Genomic DNA, 19,347 nt, shown 5'->3' with positions numbered 1-19,347 from the left:
CCTAATCCTTCTCAGGCCATGCCTGAAATTTTCCACCAGCCCGGCATCATCCGAATCGCTTCGGACCGGGCATAGCGGTCATCGAGCAGCATCAGTACACCAGTATCCGTCTCGGTACGAATGACGCGGCCGGCCGCTTGGACGACCTTCTGCAGGCCCGGATAGAAATAGGCGTAGTCATAGCCCCGACCGAAGCGCAACTGCATGCGGCGCATGATCTCTTCATTGACGGGTGTTTTTGCAGGCAAGCCCAGTGTGGGATTGAACTCCAAAGCTACGTGCTACTCAAATACGGGGAGACGTCGCACAAGCATCTTGTACCCGCCTTACCGGAACTTTTGGCTGTGCCTGAGCAACACAACTAAGTCTGCTCGATGTACTTCATGCATGACCAGTTGATTGGTGGTCGCTGCGTGCGTCTCTTCAATGTGCTGGATGACTTCAATCGAGAAGGTCTGTGTACAGATGAGGACTTTTCGTCGCAGGCAAAGCGTGTGATCTGTAAGTTGAATCAGGTCTTCGAATGGCGAGGTACGGCTATGACAGAATTTCTGTGACAACGGGTCGGGGCTGATCAGCGTCAAACTGATGGCTTGGGCGGCCGAGCGAGGCATTGAGATCGCGCATATCCAACCAGGAAATCCGCAGCAGAATGCCTATGTCGAGCGTTATAACCGGACCGTTCGTTATGAATGGCTAGGCCAATATCTGTTCGGCAGCTTGGCAGAAATGCAGGTTCATGGCACACGATGGCTGTGGACATATAACAACGAGCGCCCGAATATGGGCTTGGGTGGCATCACCCCGAAACAGAAGTTGGCCATGTTGGCCTAGGTTCTACTTCTGGCCCCCGTTAAAAATGGGGGGATTACCCCCCCCTTGGCTGTAGAACGGCTCAAGGACAGGGCGGAGCGAACTTTAATACTCTCCTAGCGCTTCGCTCTGGCTGCTGCTGTTCTAGTATGAGGCGAAGGGACGGGGGCCTATGCCCCGGGTAAGTGTCGAGCCCCCATGTCTGGCATTACGGCTTCGAAAAACTTGATGCGAGTCAGCTACGCACCCTTCTAACCCAAAAATATGAGAAGATGTAGCAATATATCAAATTAGGGGATCTTCTATGTTGCTTCGTTTCGGGGTCCAGAACCATGGTTCATTAGCCTCTTATCAAGAATTGAAGATGACGGCAACCGCGCTCAAAGACGTCGAGGATGGTGTCTTCCATGTTGGCGCGGACGGCGCTGATAGCAAGGTCTTGCGTGTCCTTCCAGTGGCGGGGATCTACGGGGCTAATGCGTCGGGCAAGTCCACGCTATTGAGCGGCTTTGAGTTCTTCTGTAATGGAATTGTTGAATCTCACACTGGAATAGCATCAGGTATCGGTACGCCTTTCGTTCCGTTTAAATTGGATGAAGAGTCTCGAAAGAAGACATCTCAATACGATGCAGATATCGTGCTTGATAACGTCCGGTACCACTATGGGTATACGTTAGATGGAAAGAAAATCGTTAACGAATGGCTATATTCATTTGACTTGAAAGCTACTCGGCAGGTCCGCACGGTCCTTTTCATGCGTGAGACAAGCGATGAGCTAGCAGTTGAGCTCCAGTTTGGAAAAAGTTTAAAGGGCGAAAATAAGCAAATATCTAAACTTGTCCGGCCAAATAGCTTATTTCTCTCAGCAGCTGCTCAGAATGCTCACCCGCAGTTGACTCCAATTTTCGAATTCTTCTATAAAAGAGTTGTTCAGAGGCTATATAGCGGAATTGAGGAAAACAAAATACCCGAACAGCTTTCTACGTATTTTGGGTCAGATAGTGCGCGTCGCACGGCTGCTGTGCAGTTCTTGCGAGCGGCTGACGTTGGTATTTCTGGGATGGATTTTTCAAAGACTCCGATCGGCGAAAAGGAGTCTCTTTTAATGCAGGATTTTGAGCAGGTTCTTAGGAAGCACTTGCCGTCGAATGAGTCTTTCCCTTTGATAGAAAAGAAAGAGCGCGCCAAGGTTAGTCTTCTGCACCTTGGTGCAGAAGGTAAGACTTATCCGCTTCCTTTGAAGAGAGAAAGTACTGGCACGTTAGCGCTTTTGCAGTTACTGGGTCCAGCATTCGCGCGCTTGCACGATGGCGGCGTTTTGGTAGTTGATGAGTTGAATAGTGCTCTGCATCCATTAGTGTCACGAGAGCTAATTAGGCTTTTTTCGTCACCAACGACCAACCCCAGCAGGGCGCAGCTCATATTTACGACACATGACACGAATCTGCTCAGTGGTGGATTGCTTCGTCGGGATCAAATCTGGTTCACGGAGAAGGATCCGATTGGCGCCACTCATGTATATGCGCTGAGTGACATAAAGGTGCGGGCGAATGACAATCTGGAGCGTGGCTATCTCATGGGAAGATTTGGCGCGATCCCGTTTGTTGGCTGCGGCTTGACTGATTTCGCCGATCTATTTCAGAAGGAAATACAGGGTGGCGAGAAATGAAAAAGCTGCCACCTGTCCCTTCAATTAAGAGAAGGTCTGATTTTTTATCGCCTAAGGTCGAGATAGTAGTTGCATGCGAGGGGAAAAATACCGAGCGTCGATATCTTGAAGAATGTAAGAAAGAATATGGCGCAGGAATGGTTAGAATGCGGTTCTTGCCGATTACTGGCGTGCCTATGACTGTCGTACAAGCTGCAATTGAAGAGCGCGAAGCTTTACTTAACGCGCGGCGGCGCTCGAAAGATAGTTTCGACGTATTCCGAGTTTGGGCGGTTTTTGACCGGGATGATCATCCTAATGTTCCCGATGCTCTCGCGCTCGCTAAGGAAAATAAGATTGACATAGCTTTCTCAAACCCTTGTTTTGAAATTTGGCCTTTACTGCACTTGATCGACTATGGTGCCCAAGATGGTCGTCACGCGGTTCAGGAAAGACTAAAGATTGAGATGCCTGCGTATGATCATGAAAGTGGGGCAACTATCGATTTTAAGTTAATCAAGGATCGATTTTCGATCGCGTATGAGCGTGCGAAGACTCACAACTTAAATCGAGATGCCGAGGGTGCTCCTCTCGGCTGCCCGAGTACTACTGTCGGTGAGTTAGTCAGGAAAATTGCTGAAAACGGAAAGGGCTCGCTCTCTCGCAGGGTCTATTGATTTTTAGGTCATTGATACGGAGCCATTTCCCTAGACACCTCCTTGCCTCACACTTTGTGAGTAATGGAGGTAATCCTCAACGCTGCGCGTCAGGTCATCGATAAGAAGATGCAGCGGTGCGAGAAGTTCACTTCGCCAGCGGCAGTCAAAGACTACCTCAGGCTCAAGTTGGCTGGCTTACACTTCGGCTGCTAATGCTGCGAGGTCATCAGCGCAGTGGATCTGGGAAATAGCCATCAGTGTGTCTGTCGCCTAACGTTTGAACTAAGCGGCCCACCGCAGACAGACGCGGAAGGCCGAGAATGAAATGTTGTATTGACCCACTAATAAGCTGTCGCCGGCAGAGTTCGAGCGGCAGTATTTAATGAGGCAGGAGACTGTCTAGGAAAGTGGGTCCGTATCACTGTAAGCGCCGCGATTTACCCTAACTTCCTGAAGCTTGATGGTTTTTAAAAACGTGCTTGTGGGAAAGTACTTTGCGTAATCAAACTGACCCGTGAGGATTTCAGCCTCGATCTTTTTGAGTGTTTGAGTCAGCAATTTCCGATTCATCGCCGTGTCAGGAAGCGCTGTGATTTCACGGCACCGCTTACCCAAATAGCGGAAATCAAAGTAAAGCTTTCCGCTAGGTTGTGCTCGGATGTTACCCATGGCAAATACCTCCCGATGCAAGAGGGATTCGGATGGGGGTTGGTAAGTTCAGTTCTGCTTGGATGTTTTCCCAGAAGAAAAGTAGTTTTCGGCCATTAAATGGACGTGTGTAGTGCACACCTTCAAGCAGTTTGTTATCTACAAGATGGCGCAAAATATAGCGCTGTGAGTAGCGGATTTTGGCTGCCAGCTCTTCAGTGGTCAGCAGTGTTGGCTCTTGCATAGTCATGCCCCATAGTGGATGATTTGAAGTAGAAAAATTGTGGTTTGATTCACAAAATTCGACTTCAAATTAAATCTAGCATGAAAAGATTTAAGTTTGCAAGAAGTAATTCTATTCTGTTTAGAATTTATTGAGCCTAGATATGATTCGATGCCACCTAAGCCGTCTTATGGGCGAGCGACGTATGAACATTGCTGATGTGATGCGCGAAACTGGCATCAAGAGAACAATGTTGACCCTGATGTATAACGATGAAGTACAAAGATTAGATGTTGAGGCGCTGGATAAGCTCTGCCGGCTGTTTAGCTGTAATGTTCAGGATATTTTAGAGTTTGATTCTTCGAGTCCACACATAAAGCCATTGTAATCAGTAGCTTATTTGTTTTTTGGTCCGGATCATTCCGTGATTTAAGGAGTAGGGGTCGTAATTGCTTTGACCCTTACTTTTTTGAAATTGAAGTTGGTCAATATAAGGTCCGGAAATGGTCCGGATGGCGTTCAGCTGCTGACCCCAAAAAGAAAAACCATCCCCCATAAACAACAAAACCCCCAAGCCGTGCGGCTTGGAGGTTCTCAGGATATGGTGGGCGATACTGGGATCGAACCAGTGACCCCTACCGTGTGAAGGTAGTGCTCTCCCCCTGAGCTAATCGCCCTGAGGGGGCCTATGGTACTTATTTTCACGAGTCAAACAAGTCTGTATTAGTCTGAAATTAGGCTTGACTGGGCTCGGCTGGCGGTATGTTTGCTAGGGTCTCTTGTGTGACGGCATGGAGTAGCGCTGCGCGCGTCTCGGTGCTGGCCATAGCACGAGCGATGACCTGTGCACCGATGGCTTGACTCAGCATGGTCCAGGCCTGTTGGTCGTTACCCAATAGCTCAGCAAATGCTGAATGCACTTGCAGCAGATGCGCTTCGAAGTTTTCTCGCGTGGCTAATTCCGCACGTGCGATTTCGGCGCCCAGCGCGGGTATCGAGCAACCTTGAGCTGGGTTTTCAGCATGTTGCAGGCTGAGGTAGCGAGTCAGGGCCTTGCGCATGCGCTCCGGCGACTGGCCGTCAAAGGTATTGAGCATGGCGGTCATGTCGTGGCTGACGATGGCATTTAGCAGCTCTGCTTTGGAGCGAAACTGGGTGTAAAAAGCGCCCGAGGTCAGGTTAGCCGCCGCCGCCAGTGCATCCAGTCCGGTACCCGCAAAGCCTGCTTGCTTAGCAAGAGCGCCACCGGCCTGAATCAGGCGCTCTCGGCTCGCTAGGCGTGTAGCGGGGTGATTGTCGGGCTGTTTCTTCATCTTTACTCCGTTCAGATTGCTTGACACCGCTCTTGGCGTGTCATAGCGTTCGTTATCATAACGATCGTTATTTTTAACAGATTACCTCGGATGGCCCCTAATGAGAACTGAAAAAACCGCCTGCATTCTGTGTTCGCGCAATTGCGGCCTGACCGTGGAGATCGAGGACGGCAAATTTGGACGCATTCGCGGCGATGACGATCACCCGGTATCCAAGGGCTATATCTGCCAGAAGGCGGCGCGGCTGACGCATTATCAGCAGCACGATGATCGCCTGCAGTTCCCCTTGCAGCGCCAGCCCGATGGCAGCTTCCAGCGCGTGAGCTGGGATGTGGCGCTGGATGACATCGCGGCGCGCTTGCTGGCGATTCGCGATCAGCACGGCGGCCATGCCTTTGCCTCGGTGGGTGGTGGCGGGCAGGGCAATCATCTCGCCGGTGCCTACAGCGGGCAGCTCCGTGCCGCCATGAAAAGTCGCTACATCTATAGCGCGCTGGCGCAGGAAAAGACCGGCGATTTCTGGCTCAACGGCCGCTTCTTCGGCAGCCAGACTTGCCACACCACGGAAGATGTGGAGCATGCCGACTATGTGCTGTTCATCGGCACCAATCCGTTCCAGGCGCATGGCATTCCCAATGCCCGCGATACGCTGCGCGAGCTTCGCAAGGACCCGGCGCGGACGATGGTGGTGATTGATCCGCGTCGCTCGGAAACCGCGAAGGTGGCGGATATTCATTTGCAGCTGAGGCCGGGCACGGATGCGTTTCTGATGAGCGCCATGCTGGCCATCATCGTGCGCGAAGACCTGCATGATCGCGATTTCCTGGCGCAGCATTGCGACGGCTTTGAGGCTGTGGAGCAGATGCTGGTGACGATTCCGGTGGCCGAGTATGCCCAGCGCTGTGATGTGCCACTGGCCGACATCGAGCGTGTGGCGCGTGGTTTTGCCACGGCAGAGAGCGCCTGTGTGCGCATCGATCTGGGCTTGCAGCACACGCTGCACACGACCTTGAATGGCTATCTGGAGAAATTGCTGTACTTGATCACCGGCAATTTCGGCAAGCGCGGCGGCAATAATCTGCACACCTTCCTCATGCCGATCCTGGGCGATACCGATGAGCGCAAGGGTAAGTTCACGCGTACACGGCATCACAAGATGTTCCCGATTTCAGGCCTGTTTCCGCCGAATATTTTGCCGGACGAAATTCTGCAGCCTGGCGAGGATCGCATTCGCGCGGTGTTTGTGGACAGTGCTAATCCGATCGTGAGCTATCCCGACACGGCCGCCTATGAGCGCGCTTTCGCGCAGCTGGAATTGCTGGTGGTGGTGGATGTGGCCATGACCGAGACGGCGCGGCTGGCGCACTATGTGTTGCCGGCGGCGTCGCAGTTCGAGAAGTGGGAGGCCACTGGCTTCAATCTGGAGTTTCCGGAGAACGCGTTTCACCTGCGGCATCCACTGTTTGCGTCGCTGGGCGAGGCGCTGCCGGAGCCGGAGATTTATACGCGTCTGCTGGAGAAAATGGGCGCGAATCCCCGCCAGTTTCCCGTGCTGTCACGCATTGCCCGCCATGAGCCGGCGTTCAGCGGGCACTGGGGCTACATGATGGCGCTGGCGGCGGCACTGTCTCGCAAGCGGGGCTGGATGGCGTTTGCGCCATCGATTCTGTATCGCACGCTGGGTCCGACATTGGTCGCTGACGGGGTGCCGGGGGATGCTGCAGCGGCGGCCTTGCTGCTGCCACTGGCCATCCAGTATGCGCAAAAGCATGAGCGCGCGATGCGCCGCGCTGGTTACACCGGGCTCGCGAAACTGCTCGGGCCAGTGCTGTTCAGGGCCATTCTGAAGCAGCGCGAAGGCGTGGTGTTGAGCCGTCACGAGTACAGCGAGGTGTGGTCGTTGCTGAAGCACGCCGATCGGCGCATCCGCTTGGAGATCCCGGAAATGCTGGCGGAGTGGCAGGCACTGGCGAGCGAAGCCACACCCGGCAGCGAATACCCATTTGTGCTGATGGCTGGCGAGCGGCGCAGTTACAACGCCAACCAGATTTACCGCGATCCGGCCTGGCGCAAGATCGATCCGCACGGTGCCATGCGCATGCATCCGGAGGATGCCGCTGAGCTGTCACTTGCCGAGGGCGCGGCGGCGGTTTGCGAGTCCGACACCGGGCGCATTGCCGTGGTTATTGAGCATGATGATGCGGTACGCCGTGGAACCGTGACCTTGCCGCACGGCTACGGCATGCGCTATCGCGGCAGTGCGCCGATTGGCCCCGAGCTGAACCGGCTGACGCGCAGCGATCATTGTGATCCCCTCACGCGCACGCCGTATCACAAGCATGTGCCGGTGCGTGTACTGGCGGCTGGTTGATCACGGACGCTCAAAGCGCGTCCGGGTGCTCTAGCAAAATAGCAGCACCCAGGCCGCCGCCGGCACAGGTCGAGATCACGGCGTAGCGCTTGCCGCTTGCTTGTAAGCGCTGGCCGGCAGTCATGAACAGGCGCCCGCCGGTGGCCGCAAACGGATTGCCCAATGACAGCGAACCCCCCCAGGGATTCAGTTGCTCCATAGGGATTTCGCCGACCGGGCAATCGCGCCCGAGCCGGCCATGAACAAAGCTGGCGTCGGCCATGCAGGCGCGGTTGATCAGCACCTGCGCGGCAAAGGCCTCGTGGATTTCCCAGACATCAATGTCTTCAAAGTTCAGTCCGTTGCGTGCCAGCAGGCGCGGGATGGACATGGCCGGCCCTAGCAACATCTCTTCTTCCAGGCTGTCGACGCCGGTGAGCAGGTAGTCGCGCACCACGGCCAGCGGCTTCAAGCCTTGCGCGCGGGCATGGCCGAGGCTGCCCAGCAGCAGGGCCGCAGCACCGTCGGTGAAACGCGAGGCATTACCAGCAGTGATGATGCCGTGCTGGCGGTCAAACACCGGTGGCAGCAAAGCCAGCTTGGCTTCGCTGGCATCGGCACGAGGTGTGTTGTCGCTGCTGGCGACCTGTTGGGCATCAATCGTGACCGGCACGATTTGGGCGTCGTAATGGCCGCTTTTCGTGGCGGCAATCGCACCGGCATGGCTGCGCGCGGTATAGCGGTCGCACTCGGCGCGCTCGAGGCCGAATTTTCGCACCATGGCCTCGCAGGCGACACCCATGGTCATGCCGGTGGTGTAGTCGCTGCCGGTCGGAATATCGAGTCTGAGGTCGCTAGGCCGCAGGCCGCCCAGCACTTTCAGGCGAGCACCGGTATCTTTTCGCTGACGCAGCTTCATCAGGCTGCGGCGAATATTCTGTGATAGTCGCACGGGCACATCCGAGAAATTCTCGGTGCCGGCAGCGATGCCCAGATCAAGCCGGCCCAGCGCAATCTGATCGCACAGATTCATCACGCCAACATTTGGCGAGATGCCGGCCATAGCCACGGTATAGGCCGGGATGCGGCTGGGCATGCCGGCCGCGAGCATGGCTTCGCGGGCAACATTGGTGGTTTCCACTTCATGCAGCACAGTGCCCATGATGACCAGTTCGATGGTCTCGGGATCAACGCCGGTGCGATCGAGCAGGCCGCGCAGGGCATGTGCGCCGAGTTCGTAGCTCATCAGCTCGGCATAGAGGCCGGCGCTATCGAGAAAGGGCGTGCGTGCACCGGCGAGGATGGCCGGGAGGCGATGTTCGGGCACGGCAGTCAGTGTCGTTTTCATGGCGCTCACCGTGCCGCCGGCAGAAAGCTGCCGACCTGATACAGATTGCCGGTGACATCGGTCAGGCGCAGGGCATGGCGACCCTCGGCATCCGCCGTGGCGGCGACCTGGATCATCAGTGCCGGGCTTGGCAGCGGCAGCGGTTTAATGAAGCGAACCTCGATGTCGGCAATGGTTTGGCCGCTGTTTTGAATGGCCTCGAAGACCTGAGCGAAAGCCCCATAGCCATGCATGATGCAGCCGCCAAAACGCGAGCGACGTGCCATCACGGGCAGCGTATGGATGGGGTTGAAGTCGCCGGTGAGCAAAAAGAACTTAACGCCTTCGTCAGCGCCGGCCTGCCAATGCCCGACGGTTTCAAAGTCAGGCTCGGTGCGTTCTGCGTCAACACTGGCAGGGCGCTTGCGCAGCACTACGGCCGCATAGGCGTCAATTTCCAGGGCGTTTGGCTGGCTGGCGGTACCGATTTCGACATGGCTGTGTACGCGCGCCCGAAAGCCATCATCACTGGCATCGACAAGACGGCCGCGCAGCGTCAACTCCTCACCTTGCGGCAAGGCCTGGTTGATGCGCAGGCGCACGCCCTGGTTAAGCACGCTGAGCATGGGGTAGGGCGATTGCGCCGTGAGTCGCGCAATCAGGCCAAGGCCGAGCTGGCTGCTGGCGAGGTGTGGCGGAATGCTGGTCGGATAGCGCGTGGCATCGGCGCGTGACCATTGGCTGTAAGCCTGCAGCAAGGCCGGTGTAGGCGCGGGTCGCTGCTGAGTCAGCCATTCGCCGCGCTGGCGATTGCCCAGTGGCAGATACGACATCACGGCGCCCTTAAGCATGGCAGTGATGTTTGGCAGCTGTTGGCGCAGCAATGTCGTGGGAATGCGCGTGGTGGTACTCGTGGTCATGACCGGGCTCCAGACAGATTAGTGGCGTGATGGCATCTTGCCGCCTCTGCGTCGTGACCGGAAAGCGTGAATGACGACATCTGGCATGTAGAAAGTGACAGAGCCCTGCGCTATGGTGCGATGCTGTTTTGCCCTGCGGAATCGTTGCTTTTGGAGCCATACCTGTGAAGTACCCCGCTACCTATGTTCGCCTGCTGGCGCGCGCCCTGCGCCTGGATCTTGCCGGGCAGGAGCGCTTGCTCGCCGGCACGGCGCTGACACCCGCGGACTTGGGTGTACTTGATTACATGATTAGCCAGTCTGAGCAGGTGCGCATTCTACGGAATGCCATTGCGCTGTCTGGCCGCGCCGACTTTGCGCTGGACATGGCATCGCGCATGCCGGTTGCGGCGCATGGCCCGCTGGGTGCCTTGTTGTCGGCATCGGAAACCTTGCTGGATGCCTGGGCCGCACTGGAGCGCTATCACGCCCTGCGCATTCCCGGAGTTCAGATCAGCCGCGCCTTTAGCGGCGAAGATATGGCCATTCGTCTGGAGCTGCAGCTGCCCATGGATGAGGTCGGGCTGTTTTGCCTGGAGGCCATGGCGGTGACGGTGCAGCGGGGCATCGAGCTGGTGATCGGTCGTCGTTTGCGTGAGGCGGTGATCCGCTTCAGCTACCCGGCACCGGCGCATGCCGAGGCATATGCCGGTTATTTTAATAGCCCCTACAGCTTCGCCGCCGAAGACACTGTGATTTTGGTACCTATGCAGCTATTAGCGCAGCCCAACCCCTTTCACGACCGCGCTATCTATGAACAAGCTTTGCGTCAGTGTGAGCAGCTTGAACAAAGCCAACGCGAGGAGGGCGGCTGGAGCCTGCGCATCACGCGGCTTTTGCAGCAGCATCCGGGGCAGCTCTGGAGTCTGGACAGTATGGCCGATCATCACGGCCTGTCGGCGCGTACGCTGATGCGCTATCTGAAGGCTGAGGGCAGCCATTATCAGGCCTTGTTGGATGCCGAGCTGTCACGCCAGGCGGCTGCGCATTTGATGTCGCCACGGCATACCGTGGAGTCGGTCGCGCTAGCGCTGGGCTATCAGGATGTGACGGCATTCCGGCGTGCGTTTCACCGCTGGTTCGGCATGCCGCCGTCTGCCTGGTTGCAACAACACGAGCGTTGAGCCGGCTCGGTCGCCCTGTGCCGCTGAGACTCAGCCCGGTGGTGTCGGGTTGATCACGCTCTCACCGTAAGGGGTGGTCGGAAATTTACCATCGAGCATGAGTTGGAGCTGATCAAAGCCGGCGCGGATGACCGGGTGGCCGTAGTCGCCCTCAAAGCCGTGGCCGGTGAGGTTGAGCCCCAATTCATCATTCACATCCGGCGCATCACCGCCGGTCAGCAGAGCCAGCCCACCGGTGAGCGTGGTGCCACTGGTTTGGTCTGGGCCATCAAAAATGACATTGAAGAACTGCGTGGGAATACCGGCCGCGAGCAAGGCCGTGGCCATTTCACGGCCCTGGTTATAGGGCACTAGGCCATCGTTAAAACCGTGAATCACGGCAACGGCTTTCAGCCCGCCTGACTTCATGGTGAGGGCATTCAGGGCGGGTGAGCGGCGGACATATTCTTCAGTTTTATCTGCCGGTGTGCCTCCTGCATCACGCTCCATACCTTCGGCCGCAGCGGGCAGGGCGGCCTTACCCTCAATCCAGCTTTCGGTCAGGTTGCTCAAGCCTTCAACATCCACCCAATAGTCATACAGACTTTTACCCTCGGGTGATTGTTTGGCGGATTCGGTGATGGCATTGCCGCAGACATTGCCGCCAAGACTAACGCCCAGGGCGTAGACGGTTTTGACCGATGGAAAGCGTTTCAGGGCATTGCGCGTGGCAATGATGGTGTCTTCGGCGCCACGTAGCGAGGGGAAGCCAAAGTTGTCGCGATAGTTGGTGGAAACCACTGCAATATCCGGGCTGGCCGTGCGCTGCATGTGCACCAGCCAGGCATCTTCGACCGTGTGGCCATAACCATGGCAGAACACAACCAGTTTGGTTGGGTTTGAGTCTGGCACAAAGGCCATGGTGGCCATGACCGTTTCGCCATCCGTGCTGCGTGCAGTGGGCTGCAATTGAACGCCGCCGGGATTGTTGTCGCTGCCACCGGGGCAAGCGCTTAAACAACCGGCGAGGGCAGTGACGGCAAAGGCACGAAGCAACATGGCAGATTCCAGTTTGTTATTTTTATGTAACTGGAATCTACCACAGGTCTAACGGTGTGACTAAAGCGCTTAGCGTTGAATCCGCTCACCGAGGAAGTTCAGCAGGTCACTGATAGCGACATCCGTGGACTCTGCATCGCGGCGTCCCTTGTATTCCAAGGTGCCGGCATCCAGACCTTTCTCACCAACCACCAGGCGATGCGGAATGCCAATCAGCTCGGCGTCAGAGAACTTCACGCCGGGGCGCTCGTTGCGGTCGTCGAAGAAGACCTCAAAACCGGCGGCAGTGAGCTGCTCGTAGAGCTTGCTACTTTCGTCTTGAATGCGGATGGACTTGGCATAGTTCATCGCCACCAGCGCGATCTGGAAGGGCGCAATAGCGTCTGGCCAGATGATGCCGCGCTCGTCGTGATTTTGCTCGATAGCCGATGCCACCACGCGAGTCACGCCAATGCCGTAGCAGCCCATGGTCACCACCAGCGGCTTGCCGTCTTCGCCCAGCACTTTGCAATTCAATGCCTGCGAGTATTTCTGGCCGAGCTGGAAGATGTGGCCCACTTCGATGCCGCGTTTAATGACCAGCGTGCCCTGACCGCAGGGCGAAGCATCGCCTTCCACGACATTACGGATGTCCGCAACCAGAGCGGGCTCTGGCAGATCGCGACCAAAGTTGACGCCGCTGAGGTGTAAGCCGGCTTGGTTCGCGCCGCAGACGAAATCGCTCATGACGGCGACGCTGCGATCGGCAATCACAGTGACATCGGCAGACACGTTTACCGGGCCAATAAAGCCGGGCACGCAGCCCAGGGCGGCCACGATTTCAGCTTCGCTGGCGAGACGGAAATCTTTGAGACCGGCGAGCTTGCCGGCCTTGATCTCGTTCATGTCGTGATCGCCGCGCAGCAGCAGTAGGAAGAAGCGCTGACCCGGCTCTGTCTTGGGGTTGGCTTTCAGCGTGGCGGCATCGACAGGAACCGGCGCGACCACGGCGATAGCCTTGACGGTCTGCGTGACCGGCACGCCGAGCAGGGCAGCCACATCGGCGCAGGCGGTCTGCGTCGGTGTGGTGACTTGCGTCATGGCTTGCGTTGCCGCAGCGCGTGGCGTGCTCGGTGCTAGGGCTTCGGCCATTTCGATGTTGGCGGCAAAGTCGGAGGCATTGGAGAAGGCGATATCGTCTTCACCGCTGGAAGCCAGCACATGGAATTCATGTGAGCCATCGCCACCAATGGAACCGGTGTCGGCTTGCACGGGGCGGAAGTCGAGGCCGAGGCGGGTAAAAATGCGGCAGTAGGTGTCATACATGACATCGTAGGTCTGCTGCAGCGAGGCTTGGTCGGTGTGGAAGGAGTAGGCGTCCTTCATGATGAATTCGCGTGAGCGCATGACGCCGAAACGGGGGCGAATTTCATCGCGGAACTTAGTTTGTACTTGGTAGAAATTCACCGGCAATTGCTTGTAGCTCTGCAATTCCTGACGCGCCAAATCGGTAATCACTTCTTCGTGGGTGGGGCCAAGCACAAAAGCGCGGTCGTGACGATCCTTGAAGCGCAGCAGCTCTGGGCCGTATTGCACATAGCGGCCGGACTCTTCCCACAGCTCTGCCGGTTGCGTCACTGGCATCAGCACTTCCAGCGCCCCTGCGCGATCCATTTCTTCGCGAATAATGCGCTCGACCTTTTTCAATACGCGATTGCCCAGCGGCAGCCAGTTGTAGAGGCCGGTGGCGACCTTTCGAATCATGCCGGCGCGCAGCATGAGCTGATGCGAAATGACTTCGGCATCGGCAGGGGTTTCACGAAGAGTGGCAAGCAAAAAGCGACTGGCGCGCATGGTGGGTTCCAAATGAGCTGATATTGGCAAGGCACGCATTGTAAGGAGCGATCGTCATGCTGGCTATAAGTGACTGTGCGTAGTCGCTACACTGTTGCCGCGAGATGGGTTTAACCACGACTGAATTAGGCTTAAACAATGAAAATGACCGCGGTTGCAGTGAATGATTTTATTGATAGCACCATTCCTATGTACAAGCTCTCGGGTTATCGAGTGGAAACGGTCATTGAAGGTGAGATTCGTGTGCGCCTGCCCTACAGCGCTGACAGTCTTCGTGCAGGCGGCAGTATTTCGGGTCCGACCATGATGACGCTCGCTGATACCGCCATGTATGCCCTGATTTTGGCGAGTCTGGGCCCCATAGGTCTGGCTGTAACGCAAAACCTAAACATTAATTTTCTGCGTAAGCCGCGCAATGCCGATCTCATCGCCACCGCGCGCTTTTTGCGTCTGGGCAAGCGCTCGGCAGTGATTGATGTGTTAATTCATGCGGGCGATGACCCAGATCCTGTGGCACAGGCGACGGGCACTTACGCGATCCCCGCGGCTTAGCTACACTCTCTGCATTCGCGTCCCGAAGTTCAGGGACGCTATTGCCGGAGACTTATCCTTTGTTAAAGCCTCTCGCTCATCACCAGCTCTACCGCGCCACGTCGTTAAAAAACTTACCGTTTCGGCATACCCGCCGCCTCAAGCCCATGACCGACTTTTTGGGCCAGGAACGCGCGCGCGAATCGGTTGAGATGGCCGTAGCCATGCCGCACGACGGCTATAATTTGTTTGCCATTGGCAATAACGGCTTAGGCAAGCGCACCATGATACGCCGTTATTTAGAATCCGTGGCAAAAGCGCGACACGCGCCGTCCGATTGGATCTACGTCAATAATTTCATGGACCCACGCTACCCGCAGGCCATTGAGTTGCCGGCCGGCGTTGGCGCGGTGTTCAAACAAGATGTGCACAAGCTCTGGCGCAAACTGTCAGATCGCATCCTCAGTGCTTTCGAGAGTGACCGCTATCAGGATCGCCGCGAGAGCCTGAAGGGAGAGCTCAGCCGCGTCCAGCAGGATGCCTTGTCGCAGCTGGCCGTTATTGGCGAGAAGCAGGGCGTCAAGCTGGTGCTGCGCACACCTGGCGGCTACGGTTTCTCACCCATGTCTGAGGGCGGTGAGGTGCTTAGCGTCGAGGCTTTCAACAAGTTGCCGGCGCAGCAGCAGGAAAAAGCCAAGGCGGCCATGGTCGACATGGAAAACCGTCTGCGCAAGGTCGCTCGAAAGCTCGATCAAATTGAGGATCGTAATCGCGACCAGGTCGACAAACTCAATGAGGAAGTCGCGCTGGCGGTGATTGATCCGCTGATGGCGAAATTGCTGGAAAAATACGCCCCGCACGCCAGTTTGGTGCGCTACTTAAAAGCCTATCGCAGTGATTTGCTCGATCACCTTGAGCTGGTACTGAATGCCGGCGACAACCAAGATGCCACCGTCTCTGTGGGTCAGGTTGGCGAGCAGTTACCGCCGGTTCGCTATCAGGTTAATGCCCTGATTTGTCGCGATCCGAGGCAGGGTGCTCCGGTCATTTTCGAAGACTTGCCGACCCACTACAACTTGCTCGGGCATGTTGAGCAGGTGACCTATATGGGCACCGTGGCGACCGATTTCACGCTGATTCGTCCGGGCGCACTGCATCGTGCCAATGGCGGCTTTTTGTTAATCGAGGCCGAGCAGGTGCTAGAGCATCCCTATGCGTGGCAGAGCTTGAAGCGCGCCTTGCGGGCAAAATCGTTGAAACTGTCTTCGCTAGAGCAAATGTTGACCTTAACGGGCACGGTGTCACTAGAGCCCGACGCCATTCCGCTGCATTTGAAGCTGATTTTGCTGGGCGATCGCGAAACGTTTTATCTGCTGCAAGAGTTCGATCCTGAGCTGGAAACCGTGTTCAAGATGCGCGCCGATTTCGAGTCGGACATGCCCCGTAACCCAGAAAATGAGCTGATCTATGCACACTTTCTGGGCGATGTGGCCAATCGTGAAGGTCTGCGTGCGCTGGATCGCAGTGGCGTCGCTCGCCTGATCGAGGAAAGTGCACGTGCGGCTGATGATCAGGATTTGCTTTCTTTGCATGCACGAGGCGTCGCGGATTTATTGCGCGAGTCGAATTATTGGGCAGAGCAAGAGCAGGCGGAGTTTATTGCCAGCGGCCATATTGCGCAGGCCTTGCAGGGACGTGAGCGTCGTCACGATCGCATCCGTCGCCTGTACTTAGAGGATATCGGGAAGGGCAATCAGCTCTTTACCTGTTCGGGTCAAGTCATTGGTCAGGTTAACGGCCTGACGGTGGTGAGCTATGGCGATGCCAGCTTTGGCTTGCCCTCGCGCATCTCCGTCACCGCGCATTATGGCAATGGCGAGATCATTGATATTGAGCGCGACGTAGAGCTCGGTGGCGCAATTCACTCCAAGGGCGTGCTCATTCTCACCAGCTACTTGAAGGCGCGTTTTGGTGCGGAGCATCCCCTGCGTTTCGCTGCCAATATTGCCTTTGAGCAATCCTATTCCGGTGTGGATGGCGACAGCGCTTCGCTGGGCGAGCTCTGCGGCCTGCTCTCGGCCATCGGTAAATTGCCAGTGAAACAGCAGTTCGGCATTACCGGATCGGTTAACCAATTTGGCGAAGTTCAGCCCATTGGCGGCGTTAACGAGAAGATTGAAGGCTTTTTTGCGGCCTGCCAATTGAAAGGCCTAACGGGCGATCAAGCGGTCATTATTCCGGTACAGAACATTCGCCACCTGATGTTGCGTGAAGATGTGCTGGCGGCCATTAAAGCCGGTCAGTTCCGAATTTACGCCATCAGCCGGGTAGAGGAGGCTATTGAGCTTCTACTGGGTAAAACAGCGGGTGTGATGGATGGTGAAGGGAATTATCCGGAAGGTTCGGTCTTCGCCGCTGTGGCGGAACGCTTTGCGGTCTGGCATGACGCCGAAAAGGACGATGATGACGAGGACGAAAAGCCTGCGGCAGCGGCTGTTTCTGTAGCAGTTTCTGCACCTGCAAACGCGCCAGTTACCCCGATAGTTTGACTCGCTAGTCACAAAAAGGCGGCGCAAATGACGCGCCGCCTTCGTAAAACCCCTGCCAAAAAAGCCGGAGATGCGTACACTCGGCCAACCCGCTTTCGTGCTGTTTGGTCGATTGACCGCAGCGGCGTGTGCATTCATTCGAACTCTTTCGAAAAAAACGGAGATCACTGCATGATTTATTCGGGATCAGCCATCAGCGTGCAAGCGCTGGAGAATGGCATCGCGGAACTCAAATTCGATCTCGCTGGCGAGTCTGTCAACAAGTTCAACGCCGTCACGGTGAACGAACTTGCTGCCGCTACGCAAGCGATCAAGGCTGACAGCAGCATCAAGGGCGTGGTCGTCACGTCTGGCAAAGGCGTATTTATCGTCGGTGCCGACATCACCGAATTCGGTTCGCTGTTCGCCAACGGCGAAGCCGGTGTCGTGGAGTGGACTGCAAAGGCCGCTTCCGTGTTCAGCGCGTTTGAAGACCTGACCGTGCCGTCTGTGGTTGCCATCAATGGCATCGCCCTCGGTGGCGGTTTTGAAATGTGCCTGTCTTGCGATTACCGCGTGATGTCCACTGCCGCCAAGGTCGGTCTGCCGGAAGTCAAGCTGGGCCTGTTCCCAGGCTTCGGCGGCACGGTTCGCCTGAGCCGTGTGATTGGTATCGATAATGCCGTTGAGTGGATTGCTGGTGGCAGCGAAAAGCGCCCGGATGTTGCTCTGAAGGAAGGTGCCGTAGACGCCGTGGTTGCGCCCGAGCTGGTGCGTGATGCCGCCATCAACCTGTTGCAACAAGCCATTGCGGGCAAGCTGGACTGGAAGGCCAAGAAAGCTGAAAAGCTGGCTCCGGTCAAGCTCAACATGATGGAACAGATGATGGCCTTCAATACATCGATGGCAGTAGTTGCTGGCAAAGCCGGTAGCAACTATCCCGCGCCGGTACTGGCCGTGAAGACCATGCAAAAGCATGCCACCATGACCCGCGACGATGCCATGCAGGCCGAAGCCGCCGGTTTCGCCAAGGCAGCCGTAACACCGCAGGCCAACGCGCTCATCGGGTTGTTCATGGCTGACCAAGCCGTGAAAAAAGCAGCCAAGAAGCACTCGGCTAAGTCGGCTAAAGAAGTAAAGCAGGCCGCTGTACTCGGCGCCGGCATCATGGGTGGCGGCATTGCCTACCAGTCGGCGAGCAAAGGCACGCCGATCATCATGAAAGACATTCGCTCCGAAGCGCTCGATTTGGGCATGGGCGAAGCCACTAAACTGCTCTCTGGCCAAGTCGCCAAGGGCCGCCTGACCGCAGACAAGATGGGCAAGGTGCTTTCTGCTATTCGCCCGACGCTGAACTATGGCGACTTCAAGACCGTCGACATCGTCATCGAAGCCGTGGTCGAGAATGCCAAGGTCAAGGGTGCTGTGCTGTCGGAAGTGGAAGGCCTGGTTGCCGACGATTGCATCCTCGCGTCCAACACCTCGACCATTTCCATCACACATCTCGCCAAGTCCTTGAAGCGCCCACAGAATTTCGTTGGCATGCACTTCTTCAACCCGGTACACATGATGCCGCTGGTGGAAGTCATCCGTGGCGAGCAATCGTCGGATGAAGCCGTGGCCGCCACCGTTAAACTGGCGCAGCAAATGGGCAAAACCCCGATTGTGGTTAACGATTGCCCAGGTTTCCTGGTCAACCGCGTGCTGTTCCCGTACTTCGGTGGCTTCGACCTGCTGGTGCGTGATGGTGCCGACTTCCAGGCCATCGACAAGGTCATGGAAAAGTTTGGCTGGCCCATGGGCCCGGCTTACCTGCTCGACGTGGTTGGTATCGACACCGGCGTTCACGCTGCGCACGTTATGGCTGAAGGCTTCCCAGACCGCATGAAGCCGGACTACAAGTCCGCCACTGAAATCATGTTCGACAACACCCGCTACGGCCAGAAGAACGGCAAGGGTTTCTATGTCTACGAACAAGACAAGAAGGGCAAGCCGAAGAAAGTGGTTGATCCAACCACCTATGAGTTGATTGCTCCGGTGGTTGCCGCGCGCAAGGAATTTGAGGCTGACGAGATCATCGCTCGCTTGATGCTGCCACTGGTTAATGAAATTGCCCGTTGCTTGGAAGAGAAGATCGTTGCCTCGGCTGCTGAAGCCGACATGGCGCTGATTATGGGCATCGGTTTCCCACCGTTCCGTGGCGGCGCCTGCCGTTATGTGGACCAGATGGGTATTCAGAACTACCTGGCGCTGTGCGAGAAGTTTGCGCACCTGGGCAAGGCCTACGAGGCACCGGCTCTGATCAAGACCATGGCCGCCAACAACCAGAAATTTTTCGGCTGATCTAGGAGCC

15 protein-coding genes, 1 tRNA gene and 3 pseudogenes are annotated in these 19,347 nt (G+C 56.5%); 10 read left to right on the top strand and 9 right to left on the bottom strand.

The window, feature by feature from the left end:
- Positions 1 to 11: 11 nt before the first annotated feature.
- Positions 12 to 266 (bottom strand): annotated as a pseudogene (locus tag A8710_RS08520) (helicase C-terminal domain-containing protein); the annotation flags it as partial.
- Positions 267 to 308: 42 nt separating this feature from the next.
- On the opposite strand from A8710_RS08520, the pseudogene A8710_RS12430 reads away from it, so the two are divergent.
- The 4 genes and pseudogenes from A8710_RS12430 to A8710_RS12425 form a co-directional block, all read left to right on the top strand.
- A pseudogene (locus tag A8710_RS12430) lies at positions 309 to 834 on the top strand (transposase); the annotation flags it as partial.
- 283 nt (positions 835 to 1,117) lie between these two features.
- Positions 1,118 to 2,482, top strand: coding sequence for an AAA family ATPase (locus tag A8710_RS08505; protein WP_068859650.1), 1,365 nt, complete (start codon positions 1,118 to 1,120; stop codon positions 2,480 to 2,482).
- The gene (locus A8710_RS08500; RefSeq protein ID WP_068859648.1) at positions 2,479 to 3,138 is read left to right on the top strand and encodes an RloB family protein; all 660 of its coding nucleotides are present in this window, start codon (positions 2,479 to 2,481) and stop codon (positions 3,136 to 3,138) included. Before A8710_RS08505 ends, A8710_RS08500 begins: the two co-directional genes overlap by 4 nt.
- Positions 3,139 to 3,210: 72 nt before the next feature.
- A pseudogene (locus tag A8710_RS12425) lies at positions 3,211 to 3,315 on the top strand (DNA repair protein RadC); the annotation flags it as partial.
- Positions 3,316 to 3,519: 204 nt separating this feature from the next.
- Here A8710_RS12425 and A8710_RS08495 read toward each other — a convergent pair.
- Positions 3,520 to 3,789 (bottom strand): Arm DNA-binding domain-containing protein, encoded by a 270-nt coding sequence (locus A8710_RS08495; protein ID WP_068859645.1) that lies wholly within the window; start codon positions 3,787 to 3,789, stop codon positions 3,520 to 3,522.
- A complete protein-coding gene (locus tag A8710_RS08490) occupies positions 3,782 to 4,012 on the bottom strand; it encodes a hypothetical protein (RefSeq protein WP_068860717.1) in 231 nt (76 codons plus the stop codon). Before A8710_RS08490 ends, A8710_RS08495 begins: the two co-directional genes overlap by 8 nt.
- Before the next feature lie 142 nt (positions 4,013 to 4,154).
- Here A8710_RS08490 and A8710_RS08485 point away from each other — a divergent pair, with 142 nt between their 5' ends.
- Positions 4,155 to 4,379 (top strand): helix-turn-helix domain-containing protein, encoded by a 225-nt coding sequence (locus A8710_RS08485; protein ID WP_068859643.1) that lies wholly within the window; start codon positions 4,155 to 4,157, stop codon positions 4,377 to 4,379.
- 214 nt (positions 4,380 to 4,593) lie between these two features.
- Here A8710_RS08485 and A8710_RS08480 read toward each other — a convergent pair.
- Both A8710_RS08480 and A8710_RS08475 read right to left on the bottom strand, forming a co-directional pair.
- Positions 4,594 to 4,668: transfer RNA gene (locus tag A8710_RS08480), tRNA-Val, on the bottom strand.
- Positions 4,669 to 4,725: 57 nt separating this feature from the next.
- Positions 4,726 to 5,304 (bottom strand): TetR/AcrR family transcriptional regulator, encoded by a 579-nt coding sequence (locus A8710_RS08475; RefSeq protein WP_068859640.1) that lies wholly within the window; start codon positions 5,302 to 5,304, stop codon positions 4,726 to 4,728.
- 100 nt (positions 5,305 to 5,404) lie between these two features.
- Here A8710_RS08475 and A8710_RS08470 point away from each other — a divergent pair, with 100 nt between their 5' ends.
- Complete coding sequence (locus tag A8710_RS08470) at positions 5,405 to 7,675, top strand: molybdopterin-dependent oxidoreductase (RefSeq protein WP_068859638.1); 2,271 nt, start codon at positions 5,405 to 5,407, stop codon at positions 7,673 to 7,675.
- A 10-nt stretch (positions 7,676 to 7,685) separates the two neighbouring features.
- Here A8710_RS08470 and A8710_RS08465 read toward each other — a convergent pair whose 3' ends face one another.
- Together A8710_RS08465 and A8710_RS08460 are read right to left on the bottom strand one after the other, a co-directional pair.
- On the bottom strand, positions 7,686 to 9,002 hold the full coding sequence (locus A8710_RS08465) for a thiolase family protein (protein WP_068860715.1): 1,317 nt from the start codon (positions 9,000 to 9,002) through the stop codon (positions 7,686 to 7,688).
- A gap of 5 nt (positions 9,003 to 9,007) precedes the next feature.
- Positions 9,008 to 9,901: a MaoC family dehydratase gene (locus A8710_RS08460; RefSeq protein ID WP_068859636.1), complete on the bottom strand. Its 894-nt coding sequence runs from the start codon at positions 9,899 to 9,901 to the stop codon at positions 9,008 to 9,010.
- Positions 9,902 to 10,065: 164 nt separating this feature from the next.
- On the opposite strand from A8710_RS08460, the gene A8710_RS08455 reads away from it, so the two are divergent.
- Positions 10,066 to 11,064, top strand: coding sequence for an AraC family transcriptional regulator (locus A8710_RS08455; protein ID WP_068859634.1), 999 nt, complete (start codon positions 10,066 to 10,068; stop codon positions 11,062 to 11,064).
- A 30-nt stretch (positions 11,065 to 11,094) separates the two neighbouring features.
- On the opposite strand, the gene A8710_RS08450 is transcribed toward A8710_RS08455, so the two are convergent.
- Together A8710_RS08450 and A8710_RS08445 are read right to left on the bottom strand one after the other, a co-directional pair.
- On the bottom strand, positions 11,095 to 12,102 hold the full coding sequence (locus tag A8710_RS08450) for an alpha/beta hydrolase family protein (RefSeq protein ID WP_068859632.1): 1,008 nt from the start codon (positions 12,100 to 12,102) through the stop codon (positions 11,095 to 11,097).
- Positions 12,103 to 12,171: 69 nt separating this feature from the next.
- Positions 12,172 to 13,935, bottom strand: coding sequence for a proline--tRNA ligase (locus A8710_RS08445; protein WP_068859630.1), 1,764 nt, complete (start codon positions 13,933 to 13,935; stop codon positions 12,172 to 12,174).
- Between the two features lie 138 nt (positions 13,936 to 14,073).
- Here A8710_RS08445 and A8710_RS08440 point away from each other — a divergent pair, with 138 nt between their 5' ends.
- From A8710_RS08440 to fadB, 3 genes are all read left to right on the top strand, one after another.
- Entirely contained in the window at positions 14,074 to 14,487 is a 414-nt protein-coding gene (locus A8710_RS08440) for a PaaI family thioesterase (protein WP_068859628.1), read from the top strand.
- A gap of 59 nt (positions 14,488 to 14,546) precedes the next feature.
- The gene (locus A8710_RS08435; RefSeq protein ID WP_068859626.1) at positions 14,547 to 17,015 is read left to right on the top strand and encodes an ATP-binding protein; all 2,469 of its coding nucleotides are present in this window, start codon (positions 14,547 to 14,549) and stop codon (positions 17,013 to 17,015) included.
- A 171-nt stretch (positions 17,016 to 17,186) separates the two neighbouring features.
- Positions 17,187 to 19,337, top strand: coding sequence for a fatty acid oxidation complex subunit alpha FadB (gene fadB / locus A8710_RS08430; RefSeq protein WP_068860714.1), 2,151 nt, complete (start codon positions 17,187 to 17,189; stop codon positions 19,335 to 19,337).
- The last annotated feature ends 10 nt before the right edge of the window (positions 19,338 to 19,347 follow it).

It is taken from the genome of Perlucidibaca aquatica (assembly GCF_001676655.1).
Taxonomy (GTDB): domain Bacteria; phylum Pseudomonadota; class Gammaproteobacteria; order Pseudomonadales; family Moraxellaceae; genus Perlucidibaca; species Perlucidibaca aquatica.
This window is presented reverse-complemented; position numbering and strand designations above follow the sequence as displayed.

Bases quoted from the DNA above. Each gene is read 5' to 3' on its own strand.
- A8710_RS08505 (WP_068859650.1), top strand. From the start codon at position 1,118: ATGTTGCTTCGTTTCGGGGTCCAGAACCATGGTTCATTAGCCTCTTAT.
- A8710_RS08500 (WP_068859648.1), top strand. From the start codon at position 2,479: ATGAAAAAGCTGCCACCTGTCCCTTCAATTAAGAGAAGGTCTGATTTT.
- A8710_RS08495 (WP_068859645.1), bottom strand. From the start codon at position 3,789: ATGGGTAACATCCGAGCACAACCTAGCGGAAAGCTTTACTTTGATTTC.
- A8710_RS08490 (WP_068860717.1), bottom strand. From the start codon at position 4,012: ATGCAAGAGCCAACACTGCTGACCACTGAAGAGCTGGCAGCCAAAATC.
- A8710_RS08485 (WP_068859643.1), top strand. From the start codon at position 4,155: ATGATTCGATGCCACCTAAGCCGTCTTATGGGCGAGCGACGTATGAAC.
- A8710_RS08475 (WP_068859640.1), bottom strand. From the start codon at position 5,304: ATGAAGAAACAGCCCGACAATCACCCCGCTACACGCCTAGCGAGCCGA.
- A8710_RS08470 (WP_068859638.1), top strand. From the start codon at position 5,405: ATGAGAACTGAAAAAACCGCCTGCATTCTGTGTTCGCGCAATTGCGGC.
- A8710_RS08465 (WP_068860715.1), bottom strand. From the start codon at position 9,002: ATGAAAACGACACTGACTGCCGTGCCCGAACATCGCCTCCCGGCCATC.
- A8710_RS08460 (WP_068859636.1), bottom strand. From the start codon at position 9,901: ATGACCACGAGTACCACCACGCGCATTCCCACGACATTGCTGCGCCAA.
- A8710_RS08450 (WP_068859632.1), bottom strand. From the start codon at position 12,102: ATGTTGCTTCGTGCCTTTGCCGTCACTGCCCTCGCCGGTTGTTTAAGC.
- A8710_RS08445 (WP_068859630.1), bottom strand. From the start codon at position 13,935: ATGCGCGCCAGTCGCTTTTTGCTTGCCACTCTTCGTGAAACCCCTGCC.
- A8710_RS08440 (WP_068859628.1), top strand. From the start codon at position 14,074: ATGAAAATGACCGCGGTTGCAGTGAATGATTTTATTGATAGCACCATT.
- fadB (WP_068860714.1), top strand. From the start codon at position 17,187: ATGATTTATTCGGGATCAGCCATCAGCGTGCAAGCGCTGGAGAATGGC.